The organism is Streptomyces kebangsaanensis, assembly GCF_001906585.1.
Lineage (GTDB): Bacteria > Actinomycetota > Actinomycetes > Streptomycetales > Streptomycetaceae > Streptomyces > Streptomyces kebangsaanensis.
This window is the reverse complement of record NZ_JUJA01000088.1, coordinates 3,055-16,296: the sequence shown is the minus strand read 5'-3', so window position 1 is coordinate 16,296 and position 13,242 is coordinate 3,055. Positions and strand designations below refer to the sequence as shown.

Genomic DNA, 13,242 nt, shown 5'->3' with positions numbered 1-13,242 from the left:
CGGCGAACAGCGGAGTGGTCCTGCCGCCGTCCTGCAGGCTCGGCGCGTCGACGTCGTAGACGATGCGCTGCACCAGCTGCGGGATGGCCCGGAAGCCGTCCGGGCAGGTGCCGTCGGTGTCGGCGAACGCCACGTGCGCACGGTGGTTGGCGCTGTCGGCGTTCCGGCCGTCCCAGCAGCTCTGGAACTTGAAGGTGCGCACCACGTCGCTGCCCTGCGGGCACAGCGGGTACTTGTCCTTCAGTTGCCGGTCCTCGAACCCGGTGCAGGACCAGGAGGCGTTGGCGTTGGCGGGGCCGTTGACGAACGCCTTGGCGTCACCGGTGATGATGCGCAGGAAGCGCGGCATGGCCGTCACCTTGCCGCGCGGGCTGCCCTCGAAGGACAGCGTGACCTGCTTCGGCGTCACGATCCTGCCCGCGTTGCCCTCGATTCCGCCGCCGGGCGAGTTGGCGTCCCGCTCCTGGGTGCCGTCCTGCAGGCGCAGCACGGGCCAGTAGTAGGTGGACTTGTCGCCCTTGTCCTCGCAGGTCGTGTCGCCGCCGGCCAGGTCCTGGTCGCTGGCGAAGGCGTTGTTGGCCTGGTTGCCGATGTAGTCGTGGAAGTGGTGGGCGCCGTTGGTGACGCCGGGGGCGACGATCACGTTGTCGGAGTTGAACAGGCCGTTCTCGTTGACTCCGCAACTGGAGGCGAAGGTGCCGCGGGAGGCGTCCGCCCCCTCACGGGGCTTCTGCGTGTTGGGCTGCACGGTGGTGATGTCCACGTAGTCCGCGGCGACGGGACCGTTGCCGGCCTGCCCGCCGTTGCCGCCCTGCTGCCCGTCCCCCTGACCGCCCTGGTCCTGACCGTCCCGGTCCTGACCGTCCTGGCCCTGGTCCTGACCCTGGCCGGACTGCCCGCCGCCGTCCTGGTTGCCGGCGTCCCGCAGGGTGCAGGCCGCGAGGTCGTCGAGTCCCTCCGGGCGGCCCCCGGCACGGCCGATCGCGTCCGTGACGCGTCCGATCGTGCCGGCCCGCTCCTCCTTGAGCGGATTCATGATCGTGCTCTCGACGGCGCCGGCGTCCAGTCGGCCGTCCTGGGCCGCGCTCTGCACCTGCTGGTACGCCTTGGCGATCTGCTGGTCCAGCGCCGCGAGTTGCTCGTCGACCGTCGCCCTGGCCTCGTCCGGCACCGAGGTGAGCCGGGTGCCGACGTCCGGGCAGTCGATCGTGGCACCCGCCGCCGCCCAGTCCTGACCGGAGTCCGGCTTCTCGACGGACTGTCCACTCAGGACACCTTCGGTGGCGGAGGCATACACGTTGGCCACCATCAGCCCGCCTCCGCCCAGGATGAGCGCCATCGCCCCGAGCGTGGCGCGTCGCGGACCTGTGGGTCGTCTGCGCGTGTTGCGTCTCACCGAAGTTCTCCTACGCGTCGTGACCGGGCATGAAAATCCCCCCGTTCCGTACGGAGTTGAGCGCGGAGATGTTCAACGGCCCCACGAATTCACGGAAAACTCATGACGCATGGGCCGGAACGGCCGGCCGGACCCGCAAGACGAAAGCCCCACTCCCGTGACGGGAGTGGGGCTTGTCCACGAGCGCCGGGCAGGCCTTGCACCTGCATTTCCCCGCAGGAAGCGGGGCGTCTTTCCTTAGACGACCAACGCGTGGCCGAGCGCCGGGAGTTCCGGCGATCCGCTCAAGATCGAGCATAGCCCATGTGCGCGGTTCCGGCATGTCGCCGCGCGGGCCGGGGGCGCATCAGGAGGCGTTCACCTGTGCGGTGGAGCCCCCGGCCGCCCCGCTTCCGGAATTCCGAATCGCCGAGATCGGCAGACGCGCCGCCGCGCTTGTCCCATATGTCCATGAAAACCGTGTGTTATTCAGTCATGCACTCATATACGCGGCGTACCTTGCTCAGTGCCTCGATCACGGCTGCCGCCTCAGGGCTCCTGACCGCCTGTTCCGGGGCCCGCTCCCGCCCTGAGTCCGGCCCGCACTCGAGGTCCGCGCGGAGCTCGGGGGCCGGGCCGGGCTCGGGGTCCGGGCGGGGCCCCGGGACCGTCGACGGTGTCCGCCCGTTCGTTCCCAAGGGGCCCAGGGGGTACGTGAACCCGTCCGACCCGGAGGTCCTGGCCGCCGAGCGGGAGCGTGGTTCCGGACGGGTGCGCAAGTTCAGGTTCACCGCCAAGGAGACCTCGGTCGACCTGGGTGGAAAGACCGTCAGGACGTGGACGTACGGCGACTCGGCGCCCGGTCGGGCGGTCCGGGTCACCGCGGGTGACATCCTCGACCTCACGCTCGCCAACCACCTGCCCGTGGGAACGACGCTGCACTCGCACGGGGTGCGCCTGCGTTGCGACATGGACGGCGTACCGGGCCTGACCCAGGAGACCGTCAAACCCGGGGCGAACTTCAACTACCGGTTCGCCGTGGCCCATCCCGGCACGTACCTGCTGCACTCGCACGAGGGCATGCAGCCCGACCGCGGCCTGTACGCACCGCTGATCGTCGACGACCCCAGGGAACCCCTGTCGTACGACAGGGAGTGGGTCGTGGTCCTGGACGACTGGGTGGACGGTGTGGCCGGTTCCACTCCGGAGGCCGTGCTCGCCCAGCTGCAGAAAGTCAAGGGACCCGTCCCCAGGGGCATGGACATGGGCGGCGGTTCCGGCCACCACGGGCACTCGGCCCCGCACGGCACGGGCGGCGGCCCCGACCGCATCCTGCGGGGCGCCCTCAGCAGCTTGCTGCAGGGTATGAGCGGCAATGTCGACTACCCCTATTACCTGGTCAACGGCTGTGTCCCGCACGACCCGTCGGTCTTCCGGGCCCGTCCCGGCGACCGCATCCGGCTGCGGATCATCAACGCGGGCGCCGACACCGCCTTCCGGGTGGCCCTGGGCGGCCACGAGATGACGGTGACGCACACGGACGGCTATCCGGTCGAGCACCGCACGACGGACGCGCTGCTGCTGGGCATGGCGGAGCGCTACGACGTCATCGTCACCGCCCAGGACGGGGTGTTCCCGCTGGTCGCGCTGGCCGAGGGCAAGAACGCCCGCGCGCTGGCCGTGCTGAACACCGGAAGGTCGAAGGACCTGCCCGCGCCCTCCGTCCGCCTCGACGAGCTGGACGGACGCCTCGTCCTGGCCCACCAACTGGTCCCCGACGACTCGGTGGCCTTCGCCGACCGCGAGCCGGACCGCGAGATCCAGATCAAGCTGAGGGGCAACATGAAGTGGTACGACTGGAGCTTCGACGGCAAGCCCTACTCGGTCGAACAACGCCATCCTGTCCGTCAGGGCGAGCGGGTCAGGCTCGTCTTCCTCAACCACACCGGCATGTGGCACCCCCTGCATCTGCACGGCCACACCTTCGCCCTGACCGGCCCGAAGGACGCCGGTGCCCGCAAGGACACCGCGATCGTGCTGCCGCAGCAGAAGCTGGTGGTGGACTTCTACGCCGACAACCCGGGCCTGTGGATGCTCCACTGCCACAACCAGTACCACTCCGAGTCGGGCATGATGACCATCCTCGGCTACCGCAAGTGACCGGAGCGCCTCCCGCGCGGGACGGGGGCCGGACCCGCCGGGGGCCCGTCACTCCTTCCGCGGGTCCTGGCGCGCGGGCAGGGCGGCGGGGCTTCGGTCCTGGCGTGGGACGACCGCCGTCCGAGGGTGCCCACCGAGCGGGTGGTTCCGAGGACCTGGCCGCCGGGAGGGCGGATCGCCGATGAGGCTTGTCGTCGGCCTCGACAAGTGCCAGGGGTACGCGCAGTGCGCGTTCCTCGCGCCGGACGTGTTCACGATGCACGGCGAGAAGTCGCTCGTCCACAACGCGCGGGTCGGCGCGGAGCGGCGGGAGAAGGTGGCGCGCGCCGTCACGGCCCGCCCGGTGCAGGCGATCGCGGTGGAGGGGCTGCGGGAGGCGTCCGATGCCGGGTGAGGCGTTCCACGAGTGGCTCCGGCGCGAGGGCCGGACCGTGACCGTCGGTGCCTCGCCGGCGGGACTCGGGGCGGCCGAGGCGCTGCACGCCGGGGGCGCCGGATCGCTCACCATGATCGGTGACGAGCCCCACGAGCCGTACGACCGTCCGCCGCTGTCCAAGGCGTGCCGCTCGGCAAGCCCCCAGCACACCGAGCCGCCCCGGCGCCGGAAGGTCGACGCGACCCGGCGGCTCGGGGCCGCGGCGGCCGGACTGGGCATGGCGGCCAGGCGGGTGCGGCCGGCCGACGGCGAGGAGGTGCCCTACGGCCGGCTGCTGATCGCGACCGGTGTACGTGCCCGGCCCTGGCCGAAGGAGGAGGCCCGGCTGGACGGGGTCTTCGTGCTGCGCACCCGGGACGACGCCGTACGGCTGCACCGGCGGATGGCGGCCCCGTCGCGCCGGGTGTTCGTCGTCGGTGCCGGTTTCACCGGGCCGGAGATCGCCTCCGCCGGCCGCGACCGGGGCATCGCGGTCACCGCGGCCGAGCGCGCGGACGCGCCGCCGGTGGGCGCGCCGGGCGGGGTGATCGGCGCGGTGGCCGCGGATCCGCACCGCGACAACGGGGTGGACCTGCCCACCGGGGTCACGGTCAGCGGCCTGGAAGGGATACGACGGGCCGGGTGCGGGCCGCCCATCTGTCCGACGGCGGTGTCGTCGAGACGGACGCCGTGGTGGTCTCGCCGGCCGCGACCCGCAACACCGACCGGCCGGCCGGCTCCGGGCCGGGTGGCCCGCGGCATCTGCGCGTCGCGGTCGACGCGGCACGTCCGGGCGAGGCGGTGCGCTCCCGGCACCGGTGCCCACCGCGCCCTGCGCGAGGTCAACCGAACAGAAAAACTTCTAGACATATTCATAAATTCGGACAAAATGGTAAAAGTCTGTTCAGTGACTTCGAGGAGCCGCACCCGTATGGCGTACGGAGCCCCCCACAGCCCCACCCCTCCTCCCCACCCCGACCTGGGCCTGGCTCGCGACTGCGAGCACTGCCTGGGCTGGGGGACCATCGTCACCCGCGACGGTGACCACGAACTGTGCGGCACGTGCCAGCCGGGTCCGGACGACGACCCGCCCGCCGACACCGCCGCACGAGTGGTGCCCCACCCGCCCCGGCCGTAGCGTCGTCAACGGGTCAAGGCGTCGTCGGCCGGGAGCGAACATGGGCGGACAGTCGGTGAGGACAGTGATCGCGCTCTGCGCCGCGGGACTGCTCGCCGCGGGCACCGGAACGGCATCCGCCGCACCCGCGGCATCGCCCGCGAACGCGCACCCGGCGCACGCCGTGCAGCGGCCGAAGGGCCGGCCCGTGCTCGTGGACTGCTTCTTCAAGCCGCAAACCCGCCCCGACGCCTTCATCCTCGCCTGCGGCGACGGCAACAGCCGTCTCTCGTCGCTGCACTGGTCGCAGTGGAACGACCGGTCCGCGGTGGCCAAAGGCCTCAACTTCGTCAACGACTGCAAGCCGTACTGCGCGGCCGGCAGGTTCCACTCGTATCCGGTGATCGTGCGGCTCGACCGCCCGGAGCCCTGGAAGAAGCACCCCCACACGCAGCGCTTCACCCGTCTGAGCCTGGCCTTCCCGGCCGCGCGGCCGGACGGCTACCAGCGGATGGAGACCTACGCCCTCTGGGACTGACCGGCCGCAGCGGGCCGGGGCGCTGTTTCGGTTGTGTCAGCTGGGAACTCGGAGAGCCGGCACGACCAAGGGAGCGCCCGGTATGCACTCAGTGACCAAAGGCCTGCCGGCCGGCGCCGCGGGCACGCTCGCGCTGGATCTGGCCACCTACGGCGACATGCTGCTCCGCGGCCGTGGCTCCAGCGGAACGCCGGCCCAGGTGGCGGAGCGTCTCGCCGACCGCGCCGGGGTGCCGCTCGGGGAGGGCGAGGAGAAGGACAACCGCGCCCAGGCGGCCGGCGCGCTGCTCGGCTACGCCACCGGTCTGGGCACGGGAGCGGCGTACGGGCTGCTCCGGCACCGGCGGGCGCCCCTGCCGGACTGGGCGGCCGGGCCGGTGCTCGGCGCCGCGGCCATGGCGGGCAGCGACGTCCCGGCCACCGCCCTGCGGGTGACCGACCCCGCCTCGTGGGATCTGAAGTCGTGGGCGTCCGACGTCGTACCGCATCTGGTCTACGGCCTCACCACCGCCTCGGTGTACCGGGCCCTGTGCTGAGCGGGCGGATCGCGAGGGCAGGGAAAGACCGTGACACTGCGCATCGGGGCAGAGGAAGAGTTCCACGTGCTGGACGTGGAGAGCGGCCGGCTGGTGCCGCGCGCCCGCGCCGTACTGGACCGGCTGGACGGGCCCGGGTTCACGACCGAGCTGCAGCAGTCGGTCGTGGAGAGCAACAGCGGGGTCCACGCCACCCTCGGCGCCCTCCACGCGGACCTGGCCGCCTCCCGGCGGCGGCTGGACGCGGCGGCCTCCTCGCTGGGCCTGGCGTCGGTGGCCGCCGGCACCGTACCGCTGGCGCGGGTGAGTCCCGGCCGGGTCACCGCCGGCCGCCGCTACCGGCACATGGCCGACGAGTACCGCAGGGTCGCCGACGAGCAGCTCATCTGCAGCGCGCAGGTGCACGTCGACGTACCCGACCGGGACACCGCCGTACGGGCCATGTGCCTGGTCTCGCCGTGGCTGCCGCCGCTGCTGGCACTGTCCGCCAGCTCACCGTTCTGGCTCGGCGCGGACACCGGCTACGCGAGCTGGCGCACCATGCTGTGGCAGCGCTGGCCCACCGCCGGGCCGGCCGGCCACTACACGGACGCCGCCGACTACGACGCCGCGCTGGAGGAGCTGATCCGCTCGGGCGTGATCAGCGACGCCGGCATGGTCTACCACGACGTACGGCCCTCCGCGCACCAGCGCACGCTGGAGCTGCGGATCTGCGACGCCTGCCCGCGCGTGGAGACGGTCGTGCTGGTCGCGGGGCTCTTCCGGGCCCTGGTCCACGACGCGTGCGACCGGCTGGCCCGCGGGGACGGCCCCCGGTGCGACGGCCACCACGAGTGGCTGCGGGCCGCCGCCTGGCGGGCCGCCCGCTCCGGCCTCGAAGGCCCGCTGGTCGACCCCGTCACCCGGCGCGCCGCCCCCGCCCGCGTGGTGCTGCGGGGCATGACGGCCCGGCTGCGCCCGGCGCTGGAGGCGTCCGGCGACCGGGAGACCCTGCGCGACCTGCTGGCCGAGGCCCTGGCCCGCGGCAGCGCCGCGCACCGGCTGCGGCGNNNNCGGGCGGCCGAGGACGAGGACCTGCTCGCCGGCGTCGACCTGTTGGTCGCCGAGACCCGCGGCGCGCCCGTTCCGCGTGCCGCCGCGCCGGCCGGAACCACCCGCGTCCGCCGGGCCGGTCCGGTCGCCGGCGGGGCCGGAGCCTGACGGCGCCCGCCGCCCGTACCCGATGTCCGCCCGTCCGGCCCGCTTCGCCGCCTGTCGCCGGCGGTGCCGTACGACCGTTCGAGGAGGGTCGTTCCCCGCCATGTCCCATGCCCCCGCTCCCGAGACCACCGCCGACCGTCCGCCCGTTCCCGGGACCGCAGAAGGGAGGTGCGCCTGATGTGCGGACTCAGCGGAGAGGTCCGCTTCGACGGCGGACGGCCGGATCTGGCCGCGGTCGAGCGCATGACCGACCGGCTCGCGCCCCGCGGGCCCGACGGGCGCGGGCTGTGGTCGCAGGGACCCGTCGCCCTCGGGCACCGCCGGCTGAAGATCATCGACCTGTCGGACGGCGGGGCCCAGCCGATGGCCGATCCGCGGGCGCGTCTCGTGGGCGTGTTCAACGGGTGCGTCTACAACTACCGGGAGCTGCGTGCCGAGCTGGCCGCCCGCGGACACCGGTTCTTCTCGGACTCCGACACCGAGGTGGTGCTGAAGGCGTACCGGGAGTGGGGCGCCTCCTGCGTCGAGCGCTTCCACGGCATGTTCGCCTTCGTGCTCGCCGAGCAGGACAGCGGGCGAGTGGTCCTGGCCCGCGACCGGCTGGGCATCAAGCCCCTCTACCTCGCCGAGTCCCCCGAGCGGCTGAGGTTCGCCTCCTCGCTGCCCGCGCTGCTGGCGGGCGGCGGCGTGGACACCTCGATCGACCCCGTGGCGCTGCACCAGTACCTCAGCTGGCACGCCACCGTGCCGGCGCCCCGCACCGTCCTGGGCGGCGTACGCAAACTGCCGCCGGCCACGGTCCGGGTCGTCGAGGCCGACGGCACCCGCCGCGACCACCGCTACTGGCAGCCCCGCTACACCCGCCGCCCGGAGCACGCCGGTCTGACCGCCCAGGACTGGACGGACGCGGTCCTGCAGGCCCTGCGCACCGCCGTGCGCCGCCGGATGGTCGCCGACGTGCCGGTGGGCGTGCTGCTGTCGGGCGGTCTGGACTCCAGTCTCATCGTGGCCCTGCTGGCCGACGAGGGGCAGGAGGACCTGGCCACCTTCAGCGTCGGCTTCGAGTCGGAAGGGGACGAGGAGGGCGACGAGTTCCGCTACTCCGACCTGGTGGCGCGGCACTTCGGCACCGACCACCACCAGCTGATGGTCCCCTCCGACCGGGTCTCGCAGGCCCTCGACGGAGCCGTGCGGGCCATGAGCGAACCCATGATCAGCCATGACGTGGTGGCCTTCCACCTGCTGTCCGAGCAGGTGGCCAAGGAGGTCAAGGTCGTGCAGAGCGGCCAGGGCGCCGACGAGGTCTTCGCCGGCTACCACTGGTATCCGGCGATGGCACGGGCGCCACGCCGGCGGGCGGCCGAGGCGTACGCCGAAACCTACTTCGACCGGCCGCACGCCGACCTCGCGCGCATGCTGGAGCCCGACATGCTGCCCGCGCGCGACGTCTCCGGCGACTACGTGCGCGCGCACATGGCCGCACCGGGTGCCGAGACCGCGCTCGACGCGGACCTGCGGCTGGACACGCACGTGATGATGGTCGACGACCCGGTCAAGCGGGTCGACAACATGACGATGGACTGGGGCCTGGAGGCCCGGGTGCCGTTCCTCGACCACGAACTGGTCGAGCTGGCCGCCGCCTGCCCGCCCGGGCTCAAGCTCGCGGACGGTGGCAAGGGCGTACTGAAGGCCGCGGGCCGCAGGGTCCTGCCGCGGGAGGTCGTCGACCGGCCCAAGGGCTACTTCCCCGTCCCGGCGATCAAGCACATGGCCGGACCGGTGCTGCAACGCGTCCGCGAGACCCTCCACGCCCCCGAGGCGAGAACCCGCGGCATCTTCCGCCGGAGCTGCGTCGACGAACTCCTCGCCGCCCCCGACACGCACCGCACCAGGCGCGGGGCCAACGCGCTGTGGCAGGTTGCTTTGCTGGAGATATGGCTGCAGACCCACGAGATCCGGTGACCGAGGCCCCGCTGTCGCCGCCCCCGGGCGGGGCCGGTTCGAAGGACCGGGCAGAGGACGGAGCGAAGGACCGGGCCGTTGCGGACGGGGCGGGAACGGTCCGGGCAGAGGATGCCGACCCTTTTGTGCGCGCGGTCGCCACCGAGCTGCCCGGTGGAACGGGGCCCGTCGGGGCGCGGCCCGCGCCCGAGCCCGTGCTCCTGCCGGACACGGCCCTCCCCGTGGACGCGGTGCCGCGGTCGCTGGTCTCGCACGGGTGCTGGTATCCGTCGGTGGATCCCGGCGGGCGGCACGTCGCCTTCGTGTGCGACCGGGCCGGTGTGCCCCAGCTGTGGGCGGGGCCGGTCGAGGGTGACGACGTGCACCTGCTGGACGACGAGCCGCATCCGGTCACCGAGGTGGCCTGGTCGCCCGACGGGCGGTGGATCGCGTACACCACCGCGCCGGGCGGTGGTGAGCACACGCGCGTGCTGTGCGTACGCCCCGACGGCACGGGGCGGAGGGTCCTGGCAGGCGGTGAGCCGGGCACCTCCGCGCACCTGGGCTGCTGGACGCACGACGGTTCGGCGCTCGCGGTGACGGTCGCCGAGGCTCCCGCGCACCTTCCGCCGGCCGGTGCGGAGGCCGGCGGTCCGGGCGCGGACGCCGTTTCGCCCGCGCCGCTTCCCGAGGGCTGGGCCGCACGCGACGGCCGCGCGACCCTTCTGACCGCGCCGTCGCGCCCGCCGACCGCCGCTCTCGCGCCCGGGGGCCCACCCGCCTCCGCCGAGCCCGTGCCCAGGACCCTGTCGGCGTACCTCGTCGCCCCCGACGGCTCGGCCGCCCCCGTCCTCCTGGCGAGCGAACGCGACGCGGCCTCCCTGCGGGTGTGCGACGTGAGCCGGGACGGGCGGCTGGCGCTGCTGCGCCGGGGGCCGCGCGGCCGGCGCGAGGCGCTCGTCGTCCGTCTGCACGACCTGCGGGTGACCTGCGGGGTGCCGGTCGCCGACGGCGACCCCTGGATCGGCGCGTTCGCGCCGGACGCCCGTACGCTGTGGCTGCGCAGCGACCACGCCCGTGAACACGCCGCCCTGTACGCGGTCGTCCTCGACCGGCGAGGACACCGGCTGGGCCTGACGGTGGCCGCCGAACGCGACGGCAGCGGCCTGGACCTGCTGGCCCTGGACCGCGACGGCCGCGGCGCCGTGCTGTCCTGGAACGTACGCGGCGTCAGCGAGCTGGAGGTCGCCGCGCTGGCCGCGGCCGGTACCGCCGGGCCGCCCCGCGCCGTACCGCTCCCCCACGAGGTCGTCACCCGGGTGGCCGTCACCGCCGACCCGGACGCGCCCGTCGTGGCACTGTCCGGATCGCTGCGCCGGCCCGGTGTGTGGTGGCTGCCCCAGGGGGCCTCCCTGCGCACCCCGTGGTCCTCGCGCGACGAGGACGTCGCCCCCGGGGCCCACCCTCCCGTACGGCCGGTGCCGGTGCGCCCGGTCGCCCGGGACGGACTGGACCTGGGCGGCTGGTACTACCGTGCGCCGGGCCGCTCGCCCGCGGAGCCCGCGCCGTGCGTGCTGCACCTGCACGGCGGTCCGGAGGAGCAGGAGCGCCCGGTGTTCGAGCCGCTGTACCACGAGCTGCTGGGCCGGGGACTGGACGTCTTCGCCCCCGACGTGCGCGGCTCCTCCGGGTACGGCCGTTCCTTCGTCGACGCGGACCTGGGCAGGGGGAGGTTCGCGGCGATCGACGACGTCGCCGACTGCGCGGCCCACGCCGTCCTGGAGGGCCTGGCCGACCCTCGCCGGCTGGCCGTGATGGGCCATTCCTACGGCGGCTACCTGGCGATGGCGTCCCTGGTGTGGCATCCGGACCTGTTCCGCACCGGCGTCCCGGTGTGCGGCATGTCGGACCTCACGACGTTCTTCGCCGGCACCGAGCCGTGGCTGGCCCGGTCGGCCGCACACAAGTACGGGCATCCGGACCGCGACCGCGAGCTGCTGCACGAGCTGTCGCCGATGAGCCGCATCGACGCGCTGCGCGTCCCGGTGCTGGCCGTGCACGGCGAGCACGACACCAATGTGCCGCCGGGCGAGTCCGAGCAGTTCGTACGGGCCGCACGGGAGCGCGGGGTGGAGGCGGAACTCCTCGTCCTGCGCGACGAGGGACACGACTTCCGGCGCGCGGACAACCGCCGTGCCTTCCGCAGGGCCGCCGCCGACTGGATCCAGCGCCATCTGGCCGGCTGACCGCCGCATCACCCGCGCCGGGCGTTTCGTCACCGGCTTCCGCGGCAACCCCTATGTGTGGAACGTACCGCGCCTGGAACGTACCGTGACCCGGGGGCCGCGATGTGGAAGCGCAAGAAGCGGGCACGGCCGGCCCGGCCGCTGCCGTTGGAGCTGTGCGACCTGTGCGGCACGACCTTCCCGGCGGACGGGGCGGTGCGCGGTTACGTCCCCGACTCCTCCGCCGTCCATCCCGCCAACGACTGGTTCGACGGCCTGCGCCGTGTCACCGCCTGCTGCGAGGAGCACCTCGCCGCGGTCCGGGAGGAGTACGAGGGCCGTGCGTTCGTGCCGGAGGAGCTGTGGGCCGCGAAGATCGACCGCGCCCTGAGCAGCGGCATCCGGTTCCTCACGATGGAGCGGCTCGGCTGCCGTACCGGCCTGCAGGAGCCCCAGATCCGGCGTGCCATCGCCTGGCACAACGCGCACCTGGGGCAGCGGCCCGGCCCGTGAGCGTTCCGGGCCGGTCAGGCCGTGCGGAACAGACCGCCGACCACCGCGGCGATCCTGCGCCGCAGGGTGCGGCGCGCGATGCCGGGCAGGAACAGCCGTTCGGCCTTTCCCGCTCCGACGGCCGACGCCCAGTCGGGCGGGGTTTCTCCGTCCACGACGAACTCCAGCAGGACCGGGCCCGTGGACCGCAGGGCGCCCTCCCAGACGGAGGTCACCTCGCCCGGGTGCTCGCAGCGCACGCCGGGCAGGCCGAGCAGCCGGGCGTAGTCGGCGTAGGACATGCGGGGCAGCTCGCCCGAGGGAGCGAGGAGGGGGTCCCCGGCCTCGCTGCGGCGTTCCCAGGTCAGCCGGCTGAGGCCGCCGTTGTTCAGGACGCAGAAGATCAGCGGAGGCGTCCGGGCCGGCCGTCGCAGCTGCCACCGGACGGTGATCAGCTCGTTCATCCCGTTCGCCTGGAGCGCTCCGTCGCCGATCAGGGCGACGACCGGACGGTCGGGGAGAGCCAGACGGGCGGCCACCGCGTAGGGTACGGCGGCTCCGGGCGTGCCGAGGTGGCCCGAGAGGGAGGCGCGCATGCCGGTGCGCAGTTCCAGGTGCCGTGTCCACCAGTCCAGGGCGGAGCCGGAGTCGGTGACGACGACGGACCGGTCCGGCAGGCGCGCGGACAGCTCGGCGACGACGGAGCGGGGATTGACGCGGGCGCCGAAGAACCGCGACGCCTTCCGGCGGCCCTGAGCACGCCACTGGCCCACCGCCCGTTCGACGTCCGTGCGCCACCGCCGGTCGCGCTTGCGGCGCAGCAGCGGGACGAGCGTGTCCAGCGCGGCGGTGACGTCCCCGGTCAGCCATACGGTCTCGGACGCGCCGCGGACCGCCGGCCGCGCGGAGGTGTCCGGGTCGGCGCTGATCACGCGCGGGCCCCGGCCCGGCAGCAGGCGCCCGGCGAAGTCCTCCGCGCCCACCAGGAGCAGCGTGTCGCACTCCCGCAGCAGGGCGGCGGCGACGGCGCTGCCGGAGGGAGCCGCCACACCGGTGACGTAGGGAAGTGCGTCGGGCAGTACGTCGCGGCCGAGCGGTGTCTTGGCCACTCCGGCGCCCAGCAGTTCGGCCGCGCCGACGACCTGTCCGGAGGCGGCGGCGCCGCCGGGCCCCACCACGACCGCGACCCTGCGTCCCTCGTTCAGGACGACCGCGGCCCGCCGCACTTCCCGCTCGTCCGCCTG

9 protein-coding genes and 2 pseudogenes are annotated in these 13,242 nt (G+C 73.9%); 9 read left to right on the top strand and 2 right to left on the bottom strand.

The window, feature by feature from the left end; genetic code table 11:
• Positions 1 to 1,339: DUF1996 domain-containing protein (locus tag RH94_RS43220; protein ID WP_407697307.1), on the bottom strand; the 1,339-nt coding region annotated here is incomplete at its 3' end.
• A gap of 531 nt (positions 1,340 to 1,870) precedes the next feature.
• On the opposite strand from RH94_RS43220, the gene RH94_RS13100 reads away from it, so the two are divergent.
• The 9 genes and pseudogenes from RH94_RS13100 to RH94_RS13060 all read left to right on the top strand — a co-directional run bounded on the left by RH94_RS13100 (position 1,871) and on the right by RH94_RS13060 (position 12,019).
• On the top strand, positions 1,871 to 3,535 hold the full coding sequence (locus RH94_RS13100; RefSeq protein ID WP_073947781.1) for a multicopper oxidase family protein: 1,665 nt from the start codon (positions 1,871 to 1,873) through the stop codon (positions 3,533 to 3,535).
• A 181-nt stretch (positions 3,536 to 3,716) separates the two neighbouring features.
• Complete coding sequence (locus RH94_RS13095; protein WP_073947780.1) at positions 3,717 to 3,929, top strand: ferredoxin; 213 nt, start codon at positions 3,717 to 3,719, stop codon at positions 3,927 to 3,929.
• Positions 3,919 to 4,733 (top strand): annotated as a pseudogene (locus RH94_RS13090) (FAD-dependent oxidoreductase); the annotation flags it as partial. The gene RH94_RS13095 and the pseudogene RH94_RS13090, both read left to right, overlap by 11 nt.
• Positions 4,734 to 5,128: 395 nt before the next feature.
• Entirely contained in the window at positions 5,129 to 5,605 is a 477-nt protein-coding gene (locus RH94_RS13085) for a hypothetical protein (RefSeq protein ID WP_073947779.1), read from the top strand.
• A gap of 82 nt (positions 5,606 to 5,687) precedes the next feature.
• Positions 5,688 to 6,140 (top strand): hypothetical protein, encoded by a 453-nt coding sequence (locus RH94_RS13080; RefSeq protein ID WP_073947778.1) that lies wholly within the window; start codon positions 5,688 to 5,690, stop codon positions 6,138 to 6,140.
• A 30-nt stretch (positions 6,141 to 6,170) separates the two neighbouring features.
• Positions 6,171 to 7,189, top strand: a pseudogene (locus RH94_RS13075) (carboxylate-amine ligase); the annotation flags it as partial.
• A gap of 328 nt (positions 7,190 to 7,517) precedes the next feature.
• Positions 7,518 to 9,302 (top strand): N-acetylglutaminylglutamine amidotransferase, encoded by a 1,785-nt coding sequence (locus tag RH94_RS13070; protein WP_073947777.1) that lies wholly within the window; start codon positions 7,518 to 7,520, stop codon positions 9,300 to 9,302.
• Complete coding sequence (locus RH94_RS13065) at positions 9,275 to 11,527, top strand: S9 family peptidase (protein ID WP_079189011.1); 2,253 nt, start codon at positions 9,275 to 9,277, stop codon at positions 11,525 to 11,527. The genes RH94_RS13070 and RH94_RS13065 overlap by 28 nt, the downstream gene beginning before the upstream one ends.
• A gap of 102 nt (positions 11,528 to 11,629) precedes the next feature.
• A complete protein-coding gene (locus RH94_RS13060; protein WP_073947775.1) occupies positions 11,630 to 12,019 on the top strand; it encodes a hypothetical protein in 390 nt (129 codons plus the stop codon).
• 14 nt (positions 12,020 to 12,033) lie between these two features.
• On the opposite strand, the gene RH94_RS38750 is transcribed toward RH94_RS13060, so the two are convergent.
• Positions 12,034 to 13,242: thiamine pyrophosphate-dependent enzyme (locus RH94_RS38750; RefSeq protein ID WP_234425734.1), on the bottom strand; the 1,209-nt coding region annotated here is incomplete at its 5' end.

Excerpts from the sequence above, each read along its gene's own strand:
- RH94_RS13060 (WP_073947775.1), top strand. The coding sequence starts at position 11,630 with ATGTGGAAGCGCAAGAAGCGGGCACGGCCGGCCCGGCCGCTGCCGTTG.
- RH94_RS13085 (WP_073947779.1), top strand. The coding sequence starts at position 5,129 with ATGGGCGGACAGTCGGTGAGGACAGTGATCGCGCTCTGCGCCGCGGGA.
- RH94_RS13100 (WP_073947781.1), top strand. The coding sequence starts at position 1,871 with ATGCACTCATATACGCGGCGTACCTTGCTCAGTGCCTCGATCACGGCT.
- RH94_RS13065 (WP_079189011.1), top strand. The coding sequence starts at position 9,275 with ATGGCTGCAGACCCACGAGATCCGGTGACCGAGGCCCCGCTGTCGCCG.
- RH94_RS13080 (WP_073947778.1), top strand. The coding sequence starts at position 5,688 with ATGCACTCAGTGACCAAAGGCCTGCCGGCCGGCGCCGCGGGCACGCTC.
- RH94_RS13095 (WP_073947780.1), top strand. The coding sequence starts at position 3,717 with ATGAGGCTTGTCGTCGGCCTCGACAAGTGCCAGGGGTACGCGCAGTGC.
- RH94_RS13070 (WP_073947777.1), top strand. The coding sequence starts at position 7,518 with ATGTGCGGACTCAGCGGAGAGGTCCGCTTCGACGGCGGACGGCCGGAT.